Annotated in this window: 24 protein-coding genes; 3 read left to right on the top strand and 21 right to left on the bottom strand. The window is 34.5% G+C overall.

Translation table 11 applies throughout. The features are described from left to right. Nucleotides 1-217: 217 nt before the first annotated feature. From M1D73_RS09285 to M1D73_RS09265, 5 genes are all read right to left on the bottom strand, one after another. Nucleotides 218-1,294, bottom strand: a complete 1,077-nt coding sequence (locus tag M1D73_RS09285) for an LLM class flavin-dependent oxidoreductase (protein WP_121868383.1) — start codon at nt 1,292-1,294, stop codon at nt 218-220. A 119-nt stretch (nt 1,295-1,413) separates the two neighbouring features. Continuing rightward, entirely contained in the window at nt 1,414-1,857 is a 444-nt protein-coding gene (locus M1D73_RS09280; protein ID WP_001205523.1) for a MarR family winged helix-turn-helix transcriptional regulator, read from the bottom strand. 153 nt (nt 1,858-2,010) lie between these two features. Then, nucleotides 2,011-2,334, bottom strand: coding sequence for a carboxymuconolactone decarboxylase family protein (locus tag M1D73_RS09275; protein WP_000787196.1), 324 nt, complete (start codon nt 2,332-2,334; stop codon nt 2,011-2,013). After that, a complete protein-coding gene (locus M1D73_RS09270; RefSeq protein WP_001117232.1) occupies nt 2,324-2,743 on the bottom strand; it encodes a tautomerase family protein in 420 nt (139 codons plus the stop codon). The genes M1D73_RS09275 and M1D73_RS09270 overlap by 11 nt, the downstream gene beginning before the upstream one ends. A gap of 42 nt (nt 2,744-2,785) precedes the next feature. Next, nucleotides 2,786-3,334, bottom strand: coding sequence for a DUF4865 family protein (locus M1D73_RS09265; protein WP_000579893.1), 549 nt, complete (start codon nt 3,332-3,334; stop codon nt 2,786-2,788). 121 nt (nt 3,335-3,455) lie between these two features. Between M1D73_RS09265 and M1D73_RS09260 the strand changes: the two genes are divergently transcribed. Next, a complete protein-coding gene (locus tag M1D73_RS09260) occupies nt 3,456-4,244 on the top strand; it encodes a LysR family transcriptional regulator (RefSeq protein ID WP_000405005.1) in 789 nt (262 codons plus the stop codon). A 61-nt stretch (nt 4,245-4,305) separates the two neighbouring features. On the opposite strand, the gene M1D73_RS09255 is transcribed toward M1D73_RS09260, so the two are convergent. The 7 genes from M1D73_RS09255 to M1D73_RS09225 form a co-directional block, all read right to left on the bottom strand. Continuing rightward, complete coding sequence (locus M1D73_RS09255) at nt 4,306-5,259, bottom strand: branched-chain amino acid ABC transporter permease (protein WP_002040965.1); 954 nt, start codon at nt 5,257-5,259, stop codon at nt 4,306-4,308. Nucleotides 5,260-5,308: 49 nt separating this feature from the next. Further along, on the bottom strand, nt 5,309-6,169 hold the full coding sequence (locus M1D73_RS09250; protein ID WP_000382805.1) for a branched-chain amino acid ABC transporter permease: 861 nt from the start codon (nt 6,167-6,169) through the stop codon (nt 5,309-5,311). 21 nt (nt 6,170-6,190) lie between these two features. Continuing rightward, the gene (locus M1D73_RS09245) at nt 6,191-6,892 is read right to left on the bottom strand and encodes an ABC transporter ATP-binding protein (RefSeq protein ID WP_001196696.1); all 702 of its coding nucleotides are present in this window, start codon (nt 6,890-6,892) and stop codon (nt 6,191-6,193) included. Then, nucleotides 6,870-7,643: an ABC transporter ATP-binding protein gene (locus tag M1D73_RS09240; protein WP_000149338.1), complete on the bottom strand. Its 774-nt coding sequence runs from the start codon at nt 7,641-7,643 to the stop codon at nt 6,870-6,872. The genes M1D73_RS09245 and M1D73_RS09240 overlap by 23 nt, the downstream gene beginning before the upstream one ends. An 89-nt stretch (nt 7,644-7,732) precedes the next feature. Then, complete coding sequence (locus M1D73_RS09235; protein WP_000061996.1) at nt 7,733-8,950, bottom strand: substrate-binding domain-containing protein; 1,218 nt, start codon at nt 8,948-8,950, stop codon at nt 7,733-7,735. 262 nt (nt 8,951-9,212) lie between these two features. Beyond that, nucleotides 9,213-10,136, bottom strand: coding sequence for a CobW family GTP-binding protein (locus M1D73_RS09230; protein WP_121868385.1), 924 nt, complete (start codon nt 10,134-10,136; stop codon nt 9,213-9,215). A gap of 106 nt (nt 10,137-10,242) precedes the next feature. Beyond that, nucleotides 10,243-11,679 (bottom strand): flavin monoamine oxidase family protein, encoded by a 1,437-nt coding sequence (locus tag M1D73_RS09225; protein WP_000528002.1) that lies wholly within the window; start codon nt 11,677-11,679, stop codon nt 10,243-10,245. 200 nt (nt 11,680-11,879) lie between these two features. Between M1D73_RS09225 and M1D73_RS09220 the strand changes: the two genes are divergently transcribed. Further along, on the top strand, nt 11,880-12,824 hold the full coding sequence (locus tag M1D73_RS09220; RefSeq protein ID WP_000715321.1) for an L-lactate dehydrogenase: 945 nt from the start codon (nt 11,880-11,882) through the stop codon (nt 12,822-12,824). A gap of 86 nt (nt 12,825-12,910) precedes the next feature. Here M1D73_RS09220 and M1D73_RS09215 read toward each other — a convergent pair whose 3' ends face one another. The 7 genes from M1D73_RS09215 to M1D73_RS09185 all read right to left on the bottom strand — a co-directional run bounded on the left by M1D73_RS09215 (nt 12,911) and on the right by M1D73_RS09185 (nt 18,885). After that, a complete protein-coding gene (locus tag M1D73_RS09215; protein WP_121868386.1) occupies nt 12,911-13,924 on the bottom strand; it encodes an AI-2E family transporter in 1,014 nt (337 codons plus the stop codon). Between the two features lie 178 nt (nt 13,925-14,102). Beyond that, nucleotides 14,103-15,713, bottom strand: a complete 1,611-nt coding sequence (locus M1D73_RS09210) for an amidase family protein (protein ID WP_000759479.1) — start codon at nt 15,711-15,713, stop codon at nt 14,103-14,105. A 111-nt stretch (nt 15,714-15,824) separates the two neighbouring features. Continuing rightward, complete coding sequence (locus M1D73_RS09205) at nt 15,825-15,956, bottom strand: hypothetical protein (RefSeq protein WP_000997344.1); 132 nt, start codon at nt 15,954-15,956, stop codon at nt 15,825-15,827. A 126-nt stretch (nt 15,957-16,082) separates the two neighbouring features. Next, a complete protein-coding gene (locus M1D73_RS09200; RefSeq protein ID WP_001277021.1) occupies nt 16,083-16,685 on the bottom strand; it encodes a nitroreductase family protein in 603 nt (200 codons plus the stop codon). A gap of 57 nt (nt 16,686-16,742) precedes the next feature. Continuing rightward, entirely contained in the window at nt 16,743-17,393 is a 651-nt protein-coding gene (locus M1D73_RS09195) for a DsbA family oxidoreductase (RefSeq protein WP_000216673.1), read from the bottom strand. Between the two features lie 70 nt (nt 17,394-17,463). Further along, the gene (locus M1D73_RS09190; RefSeq protein WP_000704073.1) at nt 17,464-17,895 is read right to left on the bottom strand and encodes an Rrf2 family transcriptional regulator; all 432 of its coding nucleotides are present in this window, start codon (nt 17,893-17,895) and stop codon (nt 17,464-17,466) included. A gap of 120 nt (nt 17,896-18,015) precedes the next feature. Next, nucleotides 18,016-18,885: a LysR family transcriptional regulator gene (locus tag M1D73_RS09185; RefSeq protein ID WP_000156743.1), complete on the bottom strand. Its 870-nt coding sequence runs from the start codon at nt 18,883-18,885 to the stop codon at nt 18,016-18,018. A 97-nt stretch (nt 18,886-18,982) separates the two neighbouring features. Here M1D73_RS09185 and M1D73_RS09180 point away from each other — a divergent pair, with 97 nt between their 5' ends. Then, the gene (locus M1D73_RS09180; protein WP_000192812.1) at nt 18,983-19,888 is read left to right on the top strand and encodes a DMT family transporter; all 906 of its coding nucleotides are present in this window, start codon (nt 18,983-18,985) and stop codon (nt 19,886-19,888) included. 42 nt (nt 19,889-19,930) lie between these two features. Here M1D73_RS09180 and M1D73_RS09175 read toward each other — a convergent pair whose 3' ends face one another. Then, on the bottom strand, nt 19,931-20,551 hold the full coding sequence (locus M1D73_RS09175; RefSeq protein ID WP_000439685.1) for a YcnI family copper-binding membrane protein: 621 nt from the start codon (nt 20,549-20,551) through the stop codon (nt 19,931-19,933). Between the two features lie 89 nt (nt 20,552-20,640). Further along, on the bottom strand, nt 20,641-22,290 hold the full coding sequence (locus M1D73_RS09170; RefSeq protein ID WP_033695525.1) for a copper resistance CopC/CopD family protein: 1,650 nt from the start codon (nt 22,288-22,290) through the stop codon (nt 20,641-20,643). Nucleotides 22,291-22,547: the final 257 nt, after the last annotated feature.

Raw genomic sequence — 22,547 nt, 5'->3', positions numbered from 1 at the left:
ACAATCGTTTTTTCTTCATACGCTTGACTTTTACTCGGAAAAATGTCCTCGAAAGCACCCGCGATAAATGCTTATTTTTTGTCAAGAGAAAAATGTATTTTCAAAATTCAAACTCGAAATAATGTTATTCAAAAATAGAAAACAACTTCCCTCTTCCTCGACTAAAAGTTCATTTTTTTGTCATTTTTCCAGAACAAATAAAAAAACTGAGAGTCGATTAAACTCTCAGTTTTTTTATTTGTTTTGCTGTATGTTTTCTAACGGCTGGTAAAATTTCAGTAGCAATTAATTCAATATTCTTCTCAATTTTATCAAATGGTACACCGCCAAAATCAATTTGTGCCATAAAGCGTTGTTGGCCAAACAATTCATATTGGTAAAGCATTTTCTCAATGATTTGTTGTGGGCTACCAACCATTAAAGCATCACGGTAATCTATTGCATTTGTAAATTGCTGTTTCGGATACCCATCACCGCGCAGTGTAAGCATACCAGCATTAATGTGAGGGTAATATTCACTAAGTGCATCTTGTGAATTTTTTGCCGTATAAAATAAACTCGTTGTCGCAACTGGTAAACTAGCTGGATCAAATCCGCTTAGCTGAGCAGCCTCGCGGTAAGCATCTACTGACACTTTAAAGTTAATTGCTGGACCACCAAGTGTTGTTATCATCATTGGCACACCTGCACGTCCTGCTTTAATTGCACTAGCTGGTGGACCTCCAACTGCACGCCAAATTGGTAAGTTATTATTTTTCGCTCTTGGAATAACCGATGCATGTGCGAGCGGTGCTCTGAACTGTCCATTCCATGTTACATGTTCCTCGTTATTAATTTTTAATAAAAGATCAATCTTCTCTTCAAATAATTCTTCATAATCATTCACGTCATAACCAAGTAAACTATATCCTCCAATACGAGATCCACGACCAGCCACAATTTCTGCACGTCCATTAGAAATCAAGTCAATGGTAGCGAAATCTTCATATACTCGAACTGGATCAGATGTACTTAATATCGTTGCGGAACTTGCAATTTTTATATTTTTCGTAGCTTGCGCGACCGCACCTAAAATAACTGTATGAGCTTGCGTTGTAAAATGTGTTTGGTGACTTTCTCCGACAGCAAACACATCAAGCCCTGCCTCATCTGCTAACTTAGCTGTTTCAATTAGTTCGTGAATTCTTTTCTCTGGCGTAATTTTGTCCCCATTATGTGGATTTAAAACATGATCACCAATTGAATATAATCCAAACTCAATTCCTTTTCTTGTATCTATACGGTATTTTTCCATAGTTACTCTCCCCTTTAATAAAGTAGTATTAGTTTTTTTCTAAAAACGTTGGTAAGTCAAGTTTATCTCCGTATTACCTACACCATCACTTGATTAGTCAATTGATGGTGTAAAAAAAATTACTCTTGCGGTAATTCTTTTTTTTCACTATGCTTATGAACTTTCGTCATCAGCTCATATAATATTTTCTGCTCTTCTTCATTTAATACATCATCAAAAAACGAAGATTGAAATGCAAGTTGCTCTGGCAATGCTCTCTCTAAAGCCGCTTCTCCTTGCTCTGTAAGACTAATTGTTTTCGTTTTCCAATCTTGTTTTCGTACAATATATCCTTCTTTTTCAAGACGAGTTAACATTCGAGAAATGCCACCTTGTGTAACAGTTACCTTTTCAGCTAACTCCATTTGTGTTAGTGGTTGATACGTACGTATTTGCAAAAGCACATCAAATTGAGCTGTCGTTAAATCAAAACGTTTTAAAAACTCATTTGACATTTGATTACTTTGGTTCGTAAATCGTATTAAACGTAACCATATTAATGATCCTATCGTATTATCACGCATGTTTGATCACTTCCTAGCGTTAATCTTACTATCACTTTACTACGCAAGTGATAAAAAAGCAAGAGAAAATGTAATAAATATAGCGATAAAGTATTGCATAAATAATGATAAGTAAGAATTCATATAAACATGAATTCTTACTTATCATTATTCTTAGCTTTTCATTTCATTCATTACTATATTTAAAGCTGACATAGCTTTTGGCCAACCAACGTAAAAAGCCATATGTGTTATTAATGCAACCAATTCATTCTCCTTAATCCCATTTTGTTTAGCTAGCTTCAGATGAAATTGTAATTGTTCTGTATTACCGAGACTGATTAGTGCTGACACAGTACACAAACTTCTTTCCCTTAATGTTAAAGTGGCATCCCGCCACACTTCCTCAAATAATATCTTTTCACTATAATGAGCAAATGCAGGTGCCATTTCTCTCATTTTCTTTTTAATATGTACTTCAATAAGTTCATTTTTCATTTTTTTCTCCCTTTATTTTCATCATTTGTGCTATTCCTTGACCAAATGACCAGTTTTCAGCAGCTGTCTCATTTAGTGTAATAAAAATATTCGAAGTTTTAACGTCGGAATATTCCGTAATTTTTAAAGATATCGATTGATACAAATCTTTTTTCTGTTGCACCGTTCTTCCCGGTCCACATGTAATAGAAACATATATCATATTCTCTGTTCTCTTTTCTCCTCTTTCCAACAAATAATATGGATTATATAAAAATTTATTTTGTTGGTAAGGTAAGAACATTTGAAAATAATCATTTTCAGGGATGTTAAAATGTTCAATTAACGAAAGATGGATACATTCCCCCATTTTTTCCAACTCTTCTTCATTTAATATGTTTTCAGGATAATAAATCTTCACAAAAGGCATAGACTTTCATTCCTTTTCTTATTTTTAATATACAACAAAATTTCATCGTGAAATGTGTAAAATCTCATATACTGTAGCACCTTTATTTACTATAATATCAGGCTTCTCTTCATAAAACTCAAACCTACTATATCCCCATTTATCCGGATTATAAACGATTACATTCCCTAAACACTTTTCATTGTTTTGTACATTTTCATTCATCATGTTTAATTGAGTCCCAATCAGCGTTTTACTTTGAGCAATACTTCCTGCATATTCAACAACATATCTACTTTTCTTAAATCCATCACTTAGATTAACAACTAATGGAACACCTATATGTATTTGTTGCCAACCAAACGATTGTAAAATATTATCGTAATACCCTTCAAAGATAAATTTATTCATCCCTTCATGCCCATTCCAAATATATAAAGGTGCATAGCAGTTATAAAAATTCCCGTCTTTCTCCGTTTCCGTAATTAAATAAGCTTTAAAATTTAGTGCTTGGAAACCATCAGTTTTATAACCATTATCCTTTACCCTTTTCTTAATAATTTCCATGTCATAATCCTTTGGCAAAATGACCTTATATTGCATTCCAATCATGTTTATCACTCGCTTTCAATCTTATATACATTATGATAAATCGATAAGTAGCTAACGTAAAATAGGTATAAATTATGTTTGGTATCATTTATAATGATAGTGCATAAGGGGGCTGAGATATATGGAAATAAATGATCTTATTATATTCAAAACTGTAGCCAGTGAGGGTTCTATTAGTAAAGCTGCTAAAGAGTTAGGTTATGTTCAACCGAACGTAACTGAAAGAATCAAAAAATTAGAACAAGAATTAGAAACACCCTTACTACATAGAGATAACAAAGGCGTTTCCTTATTACCTTCTGGTGACATTTTATTAGATTACACGAATCAAATATTAACTCTATTAGAAGAAGCGAAAGATAAAATTAAAACAAGTGGGTCTTCTTATATAATCGCGACGTCACAATCGATTTTGACTAATTATTTAAGTAAGCGTATTAAAGAAAATTTCATGAATTATCAAATATATGTAGAAAATAGTAGTCATTTGCCAAAATTACTGCAGCAACAAAAAGTTGATATGGTCATCACTTATGAGGATGATTCTGGTGCAGGTTTTAAAAAAGTATTTACTACTTCAATTTCTATAGGCTTACTAAAAGATCAAGAAAAATGTATCATTGACTATTCAAAGGAACTCTTCTTCGTTAGCAATGACAAAAAGTGCCCTTTTAGAAATAAGACGATACAATTTCTAAAAGAAAATAATTTATCTCAGCGTCAACTTCAACAATTAGATTCTTATTCGCTTATGGAAGAGTTTATTCAGGACGGAAAAGGGATAGCCTTTTTGCCGATTAAAAATGATAAATTGGTACCAATTGAAGATGTTCCAGTTGAAAAATTAGCTGTTCATTTTTTTACAAATCAAAACTCTTTCAAACAAATCCCTGATGAACTATTCGGTTAATAAAAAATCCCTCCTTTATGAATCTAAAAGAGGGATTTTCATATTCTATACAATTGATTTTTCACACATTTTGCTCCACTTCTGCACTTTTCTCCTTCTTATTCCGCTTCATATTCTTCAGTCCCTTAACCGTGCCAACTAATCCTTTCGGGAAAACTAGCAATACGATAATGTACAATAAACCAAGAATAATCGTCCATCGTTCAAAGATCGGATACTCTGTAGCTAGTTCTGATAAATAATATTTTAGAGATTCAATAATTCCAGCTCCTGCAATTGCTCCAATTAACGTTCCAACCCCACCAATCATCGTCATCAATAATGCATTTAATGTCATTTCAATTGAAAATACAGTCGTATTAACAAAACGCAATGTGATAACAAATAAACCACCGCTAATCGCAGCTACTACTCCTGCAACAATGCTAGCAATAATTTTATAATGAAGCACTTTATATCCTAGTGCTTCAACACGTTGCTCATTTTGGGAAATTGCCTTTAATACTTTTCCAATAGAAGATTTGGTGAAAAGACGTAACAGAACAAAAATGATAAGTAAACATATAAGTGTTACATAATAAAACGTAAAACGATCACGGAATACGTCTGGTACACCAAATGTAAAACCATCTCCTCCGTGAGTAAGCCCACGCCATTTTTCAGCAAGTACAAAAAATAACTGTGAAATAGCAAGTGTTAACATTGCATAAAAATGACTTTTCAATCGTAAAGAAAGCAAACCAATTATATAACTAACGATTGCTGAAACGATAATTGCAGCTACTATTCCAATTAAAAAGTTCGTTATTGATACGCCTTGTCGATCAAATAAAAGCGCTACCCCATATGCTCCTATCCCAAAGAACATACAATGACCGAACGATACAATTCCTGTATACCCAAGTAATACATCAAAACTCATTGCAAAAATAGCAAAGATGAAGATTTGAGTGAACAAAATTAACAGGCTCCGTGAATCATTTACGAACGGAAATACACTTAAACAAATGAGCATACATACTCCGAAGTATACTTTAATTCGGTCCGATGTGTTGTTCACCATTTCACCCCTTTTCACCAACAAGTCCAGTTGGCTTCACTATTAAGAAAAATAGTAACATTAACATATTAATTGCAAGTGATAAATCTGGTATAAAATACGCTGTAAAAGCACCAGCTAACCCGACAATTAAAGAAGCAATAGCTGAACCTTGAACGCTTCCTAATCCACCGATAATTACTACTATAAAAGCTAAAATTGCATACTGCATGCCCATCTCGGCGAAAATAACGCCCGAATACGGTGCTAATAAGAATCCTCCCAAAGCTGCCATCCCTGCCCCTAATAAAAAGACGAAAGAAAATATCGCTTTTACATTAATACCAAGCGCTTGAACCATTTCTTTATCCATTACACCTGCACGGATCATAAGACCTATCTTCGTCTTTTTGAGTAATAGTAGTAGTGCAATGTAAATAATTATCCCAATCAAAATAACAAATAGACGATATTTAATTAATATAATACCTCCGAATGTAAAACTTCCTTGTAACCATAACGGTAATTTTGCACTAATAGGGTTTGGCCCCCAAAATATTTTAATACACTCACTAAGAACGAGCATTCCTCCAAGCGTAACGAGCAGCTGTCGAACATGATTTCCATATACCGGCCTAATAAGAAACCTTTCTAAAATAAATCCTAGGAACATTCCCATGGCTACTGCTCCAACTAAAGCTAATATATAACTTCCTGTCACATTAAATAACCAAACACCTGTAAATGCTCCCCATGCAAATAAACCACCGTGTGCAAAGTTTAAAACGCTCATTAAACCGAAAATAAGTGAAAGACCTGATGCTAACAAAAAAATGAGCATCCCTGTTGAAATCCCATTTACAAATAAATTGATTAACACATCCATCCTTTTCACCTCGGATTCATGTTAAGAGATTCCTAAATATTTATGACACATTTCCTTATCCTTTTTTAATTCATTCATAAAACCGTTATGAACAATTCGTCCGTTATCCATAATGTAAAAATAATCGCCAATTTGACTGGCCATCATAAAATTTTGCTCAACAAGTAAAACTGTTGTTTTCTCTTTCATCTTCAAAATAGCTACCATTAATTTCTCCACCATTATCGGGGATAGCCCTTTGCTCGGTTCATCAATAAGTAATAATCCATCACTATTAATAAACGCTCTTGAAATAGCCAACATTTGCTTTTGCCCTCCGCTCAAGAGCCCACTTTTCTTATTCCAAAACTGCTTTAAATCCGGAAATAGTTCCAGCATCCACTCTATTTTCCCTTCTACTTCCTCACCTTTTCCCCTAGCAAGAGCGAAAGTTTCTTCTACTGTCAAATCATGAAAAATACCTTGATTTTCTGGTACATACCCTATTCCTTTTCTTGAAATTAAATGTGTAGGTAATCCACTCACTTTTGCACTATCATAATAAATTTCACCATCTGCAATGCGGTGAAACCCCATCACTGAACGTAATGTCGTTGTTTTCCCTGCCCCATTTCTACCAAACAGTACAGTAATCGTCCCTTTCTCAACAGCAAGAGATACTCCTTGCAAAATATGAAACTGATCTAAATACGTTTCTATATTATTCACTTGTAATAGTGCCACTATATAATCCCCCTAAATAAGCACTTTGTACACGCTCATCTTTCATAATTTCTTCTGGCAATCCTTCAGCCAATAACTCTCCATGAAATAAAACGATAAGATGATCTGACAAACCTAGTATCATATCCATTTTGTGTTCGATAAGTACAATTGTGCTCTCTGGATGTTTCTTAATATTTTCAATCACTTGTAATATAGCAGGGACTTCCTCAACCGAAATACCTGCCGTCGGCTCATCAAGTAATAACACATCCGTTTTTAAAGCTAATAACATCGCAAGTTCTAGCTTCCTTTTCTCTCCATGTGCCAAATCTTTCGCTAATACGTTCTCTTTTTCATGAAGTAATACTGTTTTTAAGAAACGTCTCGCCTCTCCAACTTGTTGCTTTAATTTTGCTGAACTCGGGAAAAAACTATAGTAATCTTGTACGAATGATTGAACACTTAAACGGACATTTTCAAGTACCGTTAATTCTGGGAATATGTTTGTAAGCTGAAAAGAGCGACCGATTCCTAAGCGTGTTCGATCTGAAATCGATAGTTTTGTAATATCTTGCCCTTTAAAATACACTTCACCTGTTGTGGGTGAAATCTGTCCACTTAGTAAATTAAATAACGTTGTCTTCCCCGCACCATTTGGCCCAATAATAGAAATGAGCTTTCCTTTTTGGACAGTTAAATTTACATCTTTAATAACTTGATGTTCACCAAAAGATACACTAAGATTTTTCGTCTCTAGCAAATGTGTCACGAAATCCCTCCCTTTAAAGCCGTGAGTATGAAAGAAATATGTATAAAGAGGGTCCCCCCTCTTTATACAAAAACAACAGAAAATTCAGTCTATTTATTTTGAACTGGTGGTTCTGTTTCTTTCATCGTTAATTCTCGCTCTAACACTGGCACCGGATAATCAACACCGTCTTGCTTTTTCAATGTGATAGAATACAGTGTCTGCATCGCTTGGTGGTCCTTCTCTCTAAACTTCATCTTTCCTTTCGGTGTATCAAATTCCATTCCTTCCATTTTCTTAATCAAGGTATCTACATCTGTATCACCTTTTGTTTTCTTTAAGGCTTCTACAATAGAAATTGCTGCTGACATTCCTCCTGCTGTAAACAAATCTGGCACTGCACCATTAAAACGTTTTTTATGCTCTTCAACTAGCCAATCATTCACTTTATTTTTTGGAAGTGTGTGATAATATACAGAAAAACCTTGCATACCTACTAATGCATCCATTGTTTTTAATGCTGGTATATCTGGCGCACCTGTAGAAATTTTAATACCTTGCGCTTCCACATTCATATCTTTCAACTGTTTCCAAGGTGAATTTGCCCCTGCCCAAACGATAAATAAATAATCTGGTTTTGAACTAATGATATTTTGAATATTCGCTGTAAAATCTGTTGAATTTGTATCCGCGTATTGCTCATTCACAATGTTCGCACCTAATTTTTTCGCACCCGCTTTAAATGCAGCAATCCCTTCACGACCAAAAGCGTTATCTGGGGCAAATGTTGCAATCTTTACATCTTTTTTCGCAATTGCTGCTGCTCCTGCAATCGCATCTTGTGAGGAACTTCTTCCAGTTCTAAAAATATATTTATTCCAGTTCTTCCCGGTAATACTATCCGCAACTGCCGGTTCTACAACCATAATCTTTTCATATTCTTCAGCCAGTGGTAAAACCGCTAACGTATCACTTGAACTAGACGATCCAACTAAAAAATCAACTTTCTCTTCTTCTAATAACTTCGTAGCTTTTTTAACTGCTACATCCGCTTTCGTTTCTGTATCTTCTACAACAAACTTAATCTTTTTCCCATCTACTTTCCCAGTTCCACCAGTTGCATAATCTAACCCTAATTCAAATCCGTTCACTGTTTGTTTTCCATACGATTCTAGCGGTCCTGTTAAAGAAGCAAGAACTCCTACCTTAATCGTTTTTTCATCCTCTGTACTTGTTTTCTTTCCTGAACAAGCTGCCGTTATTAATAACGAACCTAAAACACAGCCAGTAAACATTGTTTTTAGCCACTTACGTTTTTTCATCGACATTGTGATCCTCCCCATACTTTACTTTCTGATAGAATCAAACACGCCAAAATCCCCTGTCCGTAATCATGACTAACTAATTCGATAGATAATGGAAAACTCTTGTAGTACCCTCTACATTCGGCACAAATATATAATCACCTTCCTATGTAATGGAAACGGACATACAATCAATATATATTCTGCAATCCAATTGAAAATACTGTTTCATTTCAGTAATGACCATACAAAAAGACTAACTTATTTTTAAGTTAGTCTTTTCCCCTTAATTAGAGTTAAGTTCTACTTTCTCTAACCCTTCAGCCAATTGTTTCTTATCTAGTCCTTCTCCTATTACTACTAAGTTTGTCGGGAAACCGAAGTCTTGTTCTAATAAAGTTGGTACTCCGAACGAATATTGGAATAGGTGAGGGTATTTATCTCCATGGAATTTCACAAAACCTTTCACTCGATAAATACTATCTGGTAAATTCGAAAGCCATTCATATAATTTGTCTTGATCAATCGGTTTCGTAAATTGATATGTCATTGTTTGTATATGTAAATGCTGTTTGACATGTAGTGTCTCGTGTTCCTCATCATTTGGAAATTCTGCTTCTTCTATATCTTTTAAAGATATATTACAATACTTTGTCTCATACATTTTCGCATGATCATTTATTGCCTTTACTTCTTCAAATACTGTATTCTTATCTGCATCTGTTAGTAAATCTGCTTTATTAACAAGAATGTGACTACCAAATTTCAGTTGCTCATGCAATAGCTGTTGTACATTTGCACTTAATATACTTCGATTTAACCACCTTACTGCATCTAAAACGACTACAATTGATTTCACTTCCAGAAAAGGAGCTAAAATTGGCGAGACACACGCGTCTAACACTTCAATTGGATGCGCAACACCTGTCGTTTCTATATAAATTACATCTGGTCTTTCTTGTTGGTATAACGAATGTAATTGTATTTCAAGCTCTTCTTTTAACGTACAACAAATACATCCTTTAAGAAGTTCTCTTAAAACATTCTCTTTTCCAATAATATCTGTATCTACTGAGTATTCACCAATTTCATTCATTAATACTGCAACTTTTCTATTCTTCTTTTTCTCTGCTAACAATAAATTTTGTAATAATGTTGATTTTCCACTACCTAAAAAACCACCTAATATATGAATCTCCACTTTATTCATTCAACCGACCATCCATTTCTTTACTTCAAATGTATTCAAAGCGTAATAATTACGATTTATATTTATCATTTTATTAAAAGAATGACCATTTGTAAATATAAGAGATTCACTGTTCATTTACTTCATATGCAACTCTAACTCCAGACTCAATTGCCCCTTGCATCCATCCATGTGTTAATGTCGTATGCTCTCCTGCAAAATGTACTTTTCCAGATGGTGGTGTAATATACGGAAATAACTCGAGCTCTTGGCCTGGTTCGAAAGCTGTAAATGCACCGCAAGAATACGGATTTTTACTCCAGCTAAAAGATGTTCCAGTGACAAACTCACTATAGACGATGTCACCGTATATTTCCGCTAAATTTTTTAATGCGTACCGAATACGATCTCTTTGCGGGAGACTATCCCATGTTAACGCCTCATCTGCCCACGTATAACTTGCTATAACGATAGCTGGTCCTGGAGTATGAATGCCATAACTCGGATAGTATGTAAACCGTATCGGTAAATCAGTAATAGATTTACCGCCACACTGTCCCGCTTTCTCCCAAAATCTACTTTTAAACTCTATTGCAATTTTAGTTGCAGCAATATAATTTAATTCACGAATTGCTCTTTTTTTAAAATAAGAGAATAAATAGTATGGCTGAACTTCTACAAATCTTAACGCTGAAAATGGAATTGTAATAATAGCAAAATCACTTGTTATTGTAAATTGCTCTAACGTTTGTTCATGATTTCCTTGTAACATTACTTTATTATCTTCTTGTATAATTTTATCAACCTTATACGGCATTAAAATATGTTCCCTTAATTGTGGTAAGAATGCATTCGATAACTTATCCATTCCACCAGTTATTTCATAATATTTCGTTGTTGAAGTAAAGAAAATCATTTCACGTAATACTTCAATTAAGGACATTCCCATATAAGCTTCCATATCAAGAAGTACCCCAATCATATCTATCGCACCATCTGAATAATACTCCATTAAAAATGAACCAAGCGAATACGTTTTATACTTTTTTTCAACGATAAGCCAGTTTTTATCAGGATCCTTCTTAATGTAATTTAGTATTGGTTCTAATACTTCAATCATTAGCTCTTCTGCCGTTTTTCCTCTTTCTTTATCCAAAACCGGATATTCAAGTACACTTGGATCATTTTCAAACACATTCAATCTCGTTTGAATGTTATTCGTATAAATGATATCTGCAAAAGTTTTATTTATAAAAAGGTTTAAAGGTAGTTTAAATTTATGAATATACGCTAAGGTTAACTTATGGGTGTCAGGGATTCTCATCGGTCCCGCATTAAAATATAAACCCACACTAAATGGTTCCCGAATCGTATACACTCTGCCACCTATTCTGTTATTTGCTTCTATAATCGTTACTTCGTGCCCAGCCTCTTTTAATAAAGAACCTGCAACTAATCCAGAAATCCCTGCACCTGCAATCGTAATCCGTTTTGGGTTATTCTTTTTAACAAGCCCTGCATGAATAATATGAAGCATTTCTTCCATTGCTAATGGATTCCCCATGCCATTTCCCCTTTTACAAAGGATTTTACTGAATTATATTCGGTTCACTGAATTCCTATGTTTTGTTCGCGGATTTGCACGGATACATTTTCAAATACTTGAATATCTTTTATAAAATGTAATAAACTAGATATGACTCTATAGAAGTAAGACGTATTATCTTACATAATAAAATCAATGAAATTGCGAGGAATTTTGAAATGAAAAAAGGTATTAACCGTGTTGTATTAGTAGGAACAGGAGCAGTTGGATGTAGTTATGCTTACTGCATGATTAACCAGGCTGTAGCTGAAGAATTTGTTTTAGTCGATGTAAATGAGGCAAAAGCTGAAGGGGAAGCAATGGACTTAAGTCATGCTGTTCCATTCGCACCAGCTCCAACTAGAGTATGGAAAGGCAGCTACGAAGATTGTAAAGATGCTGACCTTGTAGTTATTACAGCTGGATTACCACAAAAACCAGGCGAAACACGTTTAGATTTAGTTGAGAAAAACGCTAAAATCTTCAAACAAATCGTTCGCAGTATTATGGATAGCGGATTTGATGGCATCTTCTTAATCGCAACAAACCCTGTAGATATTTTAACTTACGTAACTTGGAAAGAATCTGGTTTACCGAAAGAACGTGTAATCGGTTCTGGTACAACGCTTGATTCTGCTCGTTTCCGCTATATGTTAGGTGAGTACTTCGATATTGGTCCACACAACATTCACGCTTATATTATCGGAGAACACGGCGATACTGAACTTCCAGTTTGGAGCCATGTTTCCGTTGGTATCCAAAAACTACAAACACTGCTTGAAAAAGACAACACGTATAATCAAGAAGATTTAGACAAAATTTTCATAAACGTCCGTGATGCAGCTTACCATATTATTGAGCGTAAAGGCGCAACTTATTATGGTATCGGTATGTCACTTCTACGTGTTACAAAAGCAATTTTAAACGACGAAAATAGTGTATTAACTGTATCAGCTTACTTAGAAGGTCAATACGGTCAAAAAGATGTTTATATCGGGGTACCTGCTGTTTTAAATCGCGGCGGTGTTCGTGAAATTTTAGAGGTTGAATTAAGTGAAGATGAAGAATTAAAATTCGACCACTCTGTTCAAGTATTGAAAGAAACAATGGCTCCGGTTCTTTAATTAAGATAAAAAGCAATCCAATTTATTTTGGATTGCTTTTTATTTTCATTATCTCCTATGACTTTTTAGTGATTTTCTATCATTTCTTATTTTTTAGTCGCATCCTCATTATTTATATCAAGTACATCTAATAAAAAGATAAAGATTGGTATCCCGATAATAAGCCCCCATATTCCAAGGAAATGCTCTGAGAAGATAAGAATCATAAATGTGTAGAATATTGGTAAATTTGTTTTTGCAGACATAAACTTCGGATTTAAAAAATAACTTTCAAGAGCATGGATTACTGTTATGAATACGAGTATGTATACTACGTACATAACTCCGCCTACGTTGTAAGCAATGATACAAAGTGGAAACAAAGAAATAATCACACCTGCAACAGGAATCAACCCTAGTAAGAAAATCATAACAGCTAATACAAGTAGCTGTGGAAATCCTAAAACGATTAATGCAATGACAGTAAGAATACAATTTACAACGGCAATTAAAAACTGAGCCTCAATTACTTTGCCGAACGATCTTGCAAATCTTTCACCAAAATATGCAATTTCTCCATAAAAGATTTTTAACTTACTATCTTTAAACTTTGATGTAAATGTAATAATACGCTCTTTTTCTAATAAGAAAAATAAGCTTAAAATTAGAGATAATAATATTTGTAAACTTACCTTTCCTATATTTGCTATTGATTGATATATGACGTCTACACCTTGTTCTATATATTTTGATACTTCCATCCCACTAATTGTCGAAAGTGCATATTTAACGATTTCATTATCAGGTGGATTTTGAAAAAACAGTTTAAATTGATAAATTAATTGTGAAATTTGTATCGTCAGCACAGGTAAATATTTATATAATGTTGTGCCTATAAAGGAAACTAGTATTATATATAAACATGCAATAACAATTTTCCGGTTTACTTTCAATTTTCTTGAAATAAAACGTTGAAATCGATCCATTAAAAACGTCAGTATAAACGTAATTAATATTAAATTAATCATACTTTTTAATGCGTATAATACAAGCGCTACTATTATTAAAACGAGAAACCGTTGAAACCCTCTACTTCGAAAAAAACTCTTTACTTCATTCATTAAGAATTAACCTCCCCCTTCAATGGATGGAAATTGAATATATTACATTTTATGAACTCCTATAGACAATCTTTCTTACTAATTGAGAAGAATCCTTTTTTTCTTTTCATATTGTTAGATTCGTTTAACTGGAATCCACCAACATAATTTCGGTGGCAGTTATTTTTCATATAATCTTTTATAAACTAGGTGATTTTCTATTTTTAGACTGCTGTTCATACGCATATCCAATATTGAAAAGCTCTTTTTCACCAAACTGTTTCCCTACAAACACTACACCGATTGGTTCTCCATTTTTATCATATCCAGCAGGAACCGCTAATTCCGGATAACCAGCTACAGCTGATAGAAGGACTTCATCGTTATTAATCATAACTAGAGCATCCAAACCTTTTTCTACTAAATACCTATCTAGCTCTTTTCTTGCATTTTCTTGACTCGTTTGCACTACGTTTTCAAACTCTTCTTTCGTTATAGCAGATTTTTCAGACCCTTCAATTAATGTTTGTCCGTATTTTATTCGTCTTTTACTATCCTTTTTATTAAACGCTATAATCTCTTCTAACGATTTTACCGGTACATTCTTTTGCTGTGAAAGATAGTCGTTTACATTATGCTTGAACTCATATTCTAATGTTTGCAAATTATCTACACCCTCAGCACTTAACTGGATATTATCAGTTAATATCGCACCTGCATCTTGAAGGTCTTTTCTAATTTTTTCTACTACTACTTTTCTATTTTCATCTTGTTGGTCTACAGAAAAAAGAAGCCCTATCTTTTTCCCTTTTAATCCATCTATTGATAAATCCTTTGTATAATCAATTCTTTCTTTATCTTTCATTTTTTCTGTCATAACATCTTTTTCGTCATAACCTATCATTGCATTAAATAACGTTGCTACATCTTTTACTGTTCTTGCCATAGGTCCTGCTGTATCAAGAGTTTCAGCTAATGGAATAATTCCTGTTCTACTTACCATACCTAAAGATGGACGTAACCCAACTACTGATTGCTGCGCCGCTGGTGCAACAATCGATCCCGTCGTTTCTGTTCCAATTGCAAGCGGCGCAAAATCTGCTGCAACTACTGTAGCAGATCCTGAACTTGATCCTGAAGTATCGAATGTAATCGGACCGTACGGGTTTAAATTTTGTCCTTTCTTCCCGCTATACCCGCTTGGCATTGTAAAAGATAAATAGTTCGCCCACTCAGACATATTCGCTTTTCCTAAAACAAATGCTCCTTCTTCTTTCAACTGCTTCACAATTGTTGCGTCTTGATCTGCAATCCAATCTTTTAATACATAAGTTCCTGCACTAGTCGGCATCACTTTTTCCGTCTGTACATTATCTTTTACAACGACAGGAATACCATATAAATTCGAATTTTTGTTTCTACCCCGCTCTTGATCTAACTTTCTTGCTTCTTCCATCGCATTAGGATTTATCTCTGTAACAGAATTTAATGTTATTCCATTTTGATCATGTTCTTGTATTCTAAAGAGATAAATACTCGTTAATTCTTCATATGACAACTTTCCATCATCAATCATTTTTTGAAGCTCATCTACAGTCGCATTTACGACTTCTCTTTCTTTTATCTTTACATTTTCTATATTGATTCCTTTAAGCTGATTATGTATCGGTTGTAGCACTCTTTCTTTATCATATACAATACGCTCAGGTTCCTTTGGAAAATAATTTTTATACACGTAATATCCGCCGGCACACGCTAATAAGACAATGCCTCCAGTGATAGACAGCGTTACCTTTACCCATTTCTTCATGTTGCTTCCTCCACTCTATAAGATGCTTAGCTATACAAAAAAGAGAGTTACCTTTTACTTAACTCTCTCCAATCAAAATGCTAAATGAAAAAATGAAAGATTTCAATCTAATTACTTCTTTTTTTGCATTTGCTTTGCTAACATTTCTTTCACTTGATTATACGTTAATCCTGAATTTTTATTTAAACGCTTTACTTCCTCAACATCAGTACCTACCACTGTATATTTTTTCTCATCATTCATTTTTCTAATTCCCTTCTCACCGTATTATTTCTTATATTTCTTCCCTAAATGCGCATAAATTAACACCACTACAAAAAAGGAAGCTGTTTTTAAGCACAGCTTCCTTCTCGTTACATATTGTATTTCTTAATAAAATTTCACTACATCTTCAGTAGGCAAGAACGTTCTTTCTGCTGGTTGTTCGTTTGGTTCACCAAATGGCATTTGACCTACTAAGCTCCACTCTGCCGGAATGTTCCAAGTTTCTTTCACTTCAGCATCTACGATTGGGTTGTAATGTTGTAATGACGCCCCAATTCCTTCAGCAGATAATAGCATCCACACAGTATGTTGTAACATCGCATTTCCTTGATGAGACCAGAATGGAAACTGATCTTTGTATAATGGGGCATTTTCTTGCATTTTTTCTACAGTTGCTTGATCTTCAAAGAATAGAACTGTTCCTACACCTGCATGGAAGCCTTTTAGTCTTTCTACAGTCGCTTCAAAGTTTTCTGCTGGTACGCGTGCTCTTAGTGTTTCTTTAACGATATCCCAAAACTTTTCATGCTCTCCATCCATTAATACAACCATACGACCACTTTGCATATTGAAAGATGTTGGTGCGTGTAAAGCTGTTTTTAACACTTCTTCAATTCTTTCTTTCGTAATTGCATCGTTTTTTGTTACTTTACGAATTGAACGGCGGTTCACGATTGCTTCTTTTAAGTTTGTTGTAGTTGCTGACATTTTAATTCCTCCAAATGTTTGTTTTATAATTTATTTTGTTATTTCATAACAAGCGAATTAGCAATATCCATCGGTATTACATTGCATACCTTCAAATGAATTTGTTTTATCCTTTTCAATTTCTTTATCAATGACCCTTTCTAGTGTTTCTTTACTAGCAAGCCCTTGAATGACTTCATCTCCAATCATGACAGTTGGAACAGCCATAATATTCGCTTCATCATATGCGTGTTGAATTGCTTCTTGATGCTTTTCTTTATATTTACGAGTTACTAAAGCATCTTTAAATTCCGCCTCAGGAAGTCCTACTTCTACCGCTAATTTTGTTAACACATCAATATCTTCAATGTTTTGCTCTTCTTGGAAAAATGCTGTGAATACGCGGTGATGATACTCATTACCTAGTCCACGTTCTTTCGCAAATTGACATCCTTCGAAAGCTAAATGTGTATATGGATGTGGTGAAACACGTGGCAAGCGCATATCAATTCCTAACTTCTTCGCTGTCGGAAGAATGAAAGCATCCCATGAACCTAATTTTTCTGGTTCATTCCATGGATCTATTTTTGAATATGGACTTGGACGTAATTCAAATGGCATCCATTCAATCTCTACATCTTTCTCTTTCGCTACCTCATCTAATGGACCTTTTGCTAAAAAACAAAACGGACATATAAAATCTGAGTATACTTTCATTTTTACAGTCATAACTTTTACACCTTACCTTATCGTTGTAATCAAATCAGTTACATTAATGATAAAAAAATATAAATATTATTTAAGCATTCATTTTTTCTTGCAAAGTTTCAAACAACTGCCCCATCGTAATATTTCTCAAAACTTCTTCCATCGCGGATTGTGCTTGAATTAAAATAATTTCTAACACCGCTTGAATATTCGCCCCAATTGGACAATCTGGATTCGGTTGCTCGTGAATATGAAATAGCTTGTCTTCTTCGACTACGTTCACTGCATGATACACATCTAACAATGTGATTTCATGTAAATCCTTTAGTAATCCCGCGCCACCCGGTCCACGATTTACGTAAACAAAGCCAGCTTGTTTCAAGTACGACATGATTTTACGAATGACTACTGGATTTGTATTGACACTCTCAGCCATATAGTCTGAAGTACAAAGTGAAGATGGATTGTTTTTTAAAATAGATAAAATATGAACAGCTATGGAAAAGCGGCTACTAATTTTCATCGTAATCACCACCTCGATGTAATCATTATAGTTACAACTGAAAAATAAGTCAATCCTTTTCATAGATTTTTTATAAGTAAATTAAAAAGTGCCCCATTATGATATATGAGACACCCCTTTTTATTCTGCAAATAGCGCTTGAAATTCTTCAATAAATAGCTGTACAGCGATTGAAGAATCCTTTAATGAAGGAACAGCTAAAGCAATTTCTCTCCATACTTGCGGTTCCAATTCTCTCGTTTGCACATTCTGTGGTAAATTCGTTAAAGATAATTCAGCTAATATTGCAATGCCTAATCCTTCTTGAATCATATTTAAAGCTGTAGTAACGGTAGAAATTACATACTCAGCCCGAAGTGGTACGTTGGCTTGTTTAAACATATCAATGATGGGTGGTTCGTATCCGCCCTTACATAATATGATCGGTTCATTCTCCAAATCACGAATTGTAATAGAGTCCTTCTTACAAAGAGGATGATCCTCTCTTAAGATAGCAACCATTTTTCCCTTCGTTAACGGGACAATCTCCATCTCTTTATTAGGCAAAATAACAATTCCTATATCAACAACCCTCGATATTAACCAATCTTCAACTTCTTTAATTGTTCCTTCACAAAGAACGACCTCTAAGCTCGGATACTTCTCCTTAAAATGGTTTATCATTTTCGGTAAGAAATGTGCAGAAGCACTCGGAAAACTCCCAATTCGAATCGTCCCCACTTCGTGTCCTTTCTCCATCGCAACTTCTTGTTCAATCTTCTCTACACCGTTCAAAATCTCTCTAATATGTACAAGAATTCTGTTTCCTACATCCGTAACGAGTAATCCTTGTCGTTTATCACGTATAAGAATCGTAACTCCTAACTCTGACTCAATACTTGAAATGGCATGACTTACAGCTGGCTGCGTCATATTTAACACCCTGGCAGCCTTCGTAAAACTACCTAACTCAATAGTTTTTATTAATACTTGCAGTTGTGTAATAGTCATAACTAATCACTTATACTCCTTATAAAAAAGATTCATTTTATTTATTACATTCGATATCATATCATAGTGAAATGAATAACAACAAGGAGGTCTTACCGTGACACAGCTTTCTCGAACTAAGACGGCCATAATCCTTACCTTTCTCGTTTTCATGTGGGGAATCAATTGGCCTTTATCTAAGTTTGCCCTGCATTATACACCACCCGTTTTATTTGCAGGCGTTCGAACTTTAATTGGAGGATTCATTTTACTCCTTTTCGCTCTACCCAAATATAAAGAATTACATTTAAAAGAAACGTGGCATTTATACGTTATTTCTTCTTTACTTAACATCATTATATTTTACGGGTTACAAACTGTTGGTCTTCAATATATGCCTGCTGGGTTATTTTCCGCCATTGTATTTCTACAACCAGTTTTACTCGGTATTTTCTCGTGGATATGGCTTGAAGAATCAATGTACGGCTTGAAAATTTTCGGGCTTGTTCTCGGATTTATTGGTGTAGGTGTTATTAGCTCAAGCAGTTTAACAGGACATATTTCTGTTATTGGAATCCTTCTCGCGTTAGGATGCGCTATTGGCTGGGCACTTGGCACAGTATTCATTAAGAAGACTGGTCACCGTGTGAATGCCATTTGGATGGTAACAATTCAGCTTCTTATCGGTGGTCTTTGTTTAATCGGATTTGGCTCAGAATTTGAAAGTTGGTCTAGTATTGCTTGGAGTATGCCATTTGTTAGTGTACTACTCTTTATTTCATTCTTTGTTATTGCAATGGGGTGGCTTGCATACTTCACACTCGTTGGAGCTGGTGAAGCGAGTAAAGTAGGGGCTTATACATTCCTTATTCCCCTTATCGCTATTATTGTAAGTTCAATCTTCTTACATGAAGCCATTACAATGAGCTTATTTATTGGCCTATTATTTATTGTTGTGAGCATTTGTTTTGTAAATATAAAGCCGAAAACACTTGCTGTAAGGCAGCAGGTTGAAGTGAAATAAATATGAGAAAGAGCCTACTATTTGTAGGCTCTTTTTTATATCTTATTTTTTACGACGCACTACAAAAACACACGCACCTACCGAAGATACAATTGCCAAAATAGATAAAACAATTGCTATCAACTGCATATTACTAGTACCTTCATTCTTTTCTACATTAGATACTTCACCATGTTCTCCTGTTAATGACGTACCTTTTGCAATTGTAGTAAGTGAATGCGGTTTTTCAGCTTTCTCATCGCCTGTCCATTCAACAATTTCTCCGTCTTTATATTGTTGATATGCATCCCAAGCTATTTTTTGTTCTTTATCCGGATTTTTAGCGACGAAAGTAAATCGCTGGAACTGACCGGGTAAAATCCCTTCTCCTATTGCTTCCCATACTACAGTTTTCACTTTTCCGGCATTATCTTTCTGCTCTTCCATTTTCCACCCTGGCACTGGTTCATACTGTTGGAATTCCACACCAGACGGTATTTTCAGTGTAACTTTTGTTGTTGCTATATTCTTTTCAACTGGTACTTTTATCGTGTAAGTCTCCCAAGAACCGATGTCAGAAGTTGCTGGCTTCACAGTAACGTGCGCACTAACAGGTAACGAAAACATTCCCATTGTAATTGCTGTTGCGATCATTGTTGTTCCTAATTTTTTTATACGTTCCATTTTCAATTAGCTCCTTTTTATCTATACCTACTCTTTATCCCGCTATTCGCCGGGTAGCCCAATTGATGAGGGCTGCTTAAAGTTTCACTTTATCTGCCACCTACAATAAATTTATAATCCGTATCGAAGCTATCAAGCGATTTCGTTAATCCATGTACTTGTATATTCCAGTTTCCTGTCATGTTAATATACATACCTTCTGCTTCATATTCTCCCGGTGAAACTGCCGAAACTTTAAATGATCCTTTTCCCATATTCATATCTAACGATTGAGTCGTTAATATAATTTGTTCCATATCAGTAACGGGTTGTCCGTTCTCATCCTTTAAAGTAATATGGAATATATTTTGTCCTACTCTATTAGGACTTACATTTAGCGTCATTTCATATCCATTATCTAATTGTTTACTCTCTGTAAAAGGTCCAGTAGGAGGCATCGGTGGTGTTTGTACGTTTGTCATAAAAGCTACGATGACGAAAATGATAATTCCAATGATAAACTCTACTTTCACCGTAGCACCTAATCCTTGCTCCGCTCTCATTTTCCCTTTCACATAATGAATAATTCCCAATATCCCCATGAAAACGAATAAAAGTATCTTTGCTAGTAAAGCTAATCCATACTTCGTATCAAATAACGAGTGGATTGTTGGAATAAAAAATGTACTGTTAAAAAGACCTGTTATTAAAATCACAATGACAGCGCATGTTGCCCACGGTGAAAAACGCTTAATCATATCCCAATACATATTCCATTTGTTATCCTCTTTACGTAACAGAAGAATAATAGACGATAAACCACCAATCCATAATGAAGCTGCGAATAAATGTAAAAAATCCATAACAACAGCAATATCTTTAAACTTTAAACCATATGCGTGACTATTAAATGCTTTCATAACAAGTATTCCAATAAACAGCACTATTGGAATACTCCATACTTTAAAAGACGATAGCTTCTCACGCCCCATCGCAAAATACGTAACGATTATAAGCGAACTAATGAGAACCATTTGAGTAATCCAAACATAACTAAAAACAGAAAGCTGTAACGTTTCTTTTAATAGTAAAGGATTGAATGCTTCTAGCCATGAAACATCAGCATTTATTTTCGCTTGCAGTGGTAGATTGAATAACAAGCTAGTAAATATCCCTAATAAGGAAATCCATATTATGTTCTTACTCCTTGATCGAACCGAGGTTGCATTCCCTTTATACATAATAAGATTAAAGAATAGCACTCCTATAAATAGTGAGAAACTTGTATATAAAATTCCACGTTCCATGATCATATCAATTTGCGGAACATACCCCATCTCTTCCACTTGTACATCGTCTGTTTCCGCTTCCGCTAATCCAATACGGAATGGAATAACCCCTTGAATTGGATGTCCATCAGCTGAAATAGCTTTCCACTGAATAGAGTAGAGACCATTTTTGAGGTTTTCTTTTAATCCGGCTTCTAATAGTTTTTTATTTTTTTTATCAATATGAGCATCTTTTAAATCGACCCTTTTACCTGATGTATCTCTCACGTACAATGTATTAAAACGTGAAACTTGTATGTCCTCATCGAATTCGATTTTTACAACAGATGGTGCTTTCTTCAATGTTTCATTTTCAGTAGGGTTTGATTTCACAACGTACGCATGAGCAGATGCACTTTGCGGGATCAATATGATAAGCACACACACAAGTAATAACAATGTCCCTAACCTTTTCATTACTTTCACACTCATTTCACTTCTTTCTTCCTCATTGCTCTATTTTCATTACTTTAACTTCCAAAGTTTGATCCTGGGCAAAATATTAACCTGATTAAATATAAACTTCTAGAAAGTATAACTCTTTATTTCTCTTCCACCTCTAAACTTCCAATATAATAGTAACTATCATGATAGATACAACTTACATTTTTAAAGCCGATTGTTATTATATCATAAAATATATTTATGTAAGTTATCAAAGAAGAAAAGTTATCGTGAATCATTTGTGA

Source organism: Bacillus sp. PK3-067 (genome assembly GCF_056738645.1).
This window is presented reverse-complemented; position numbering and strand designations above follow the sequence as displayed.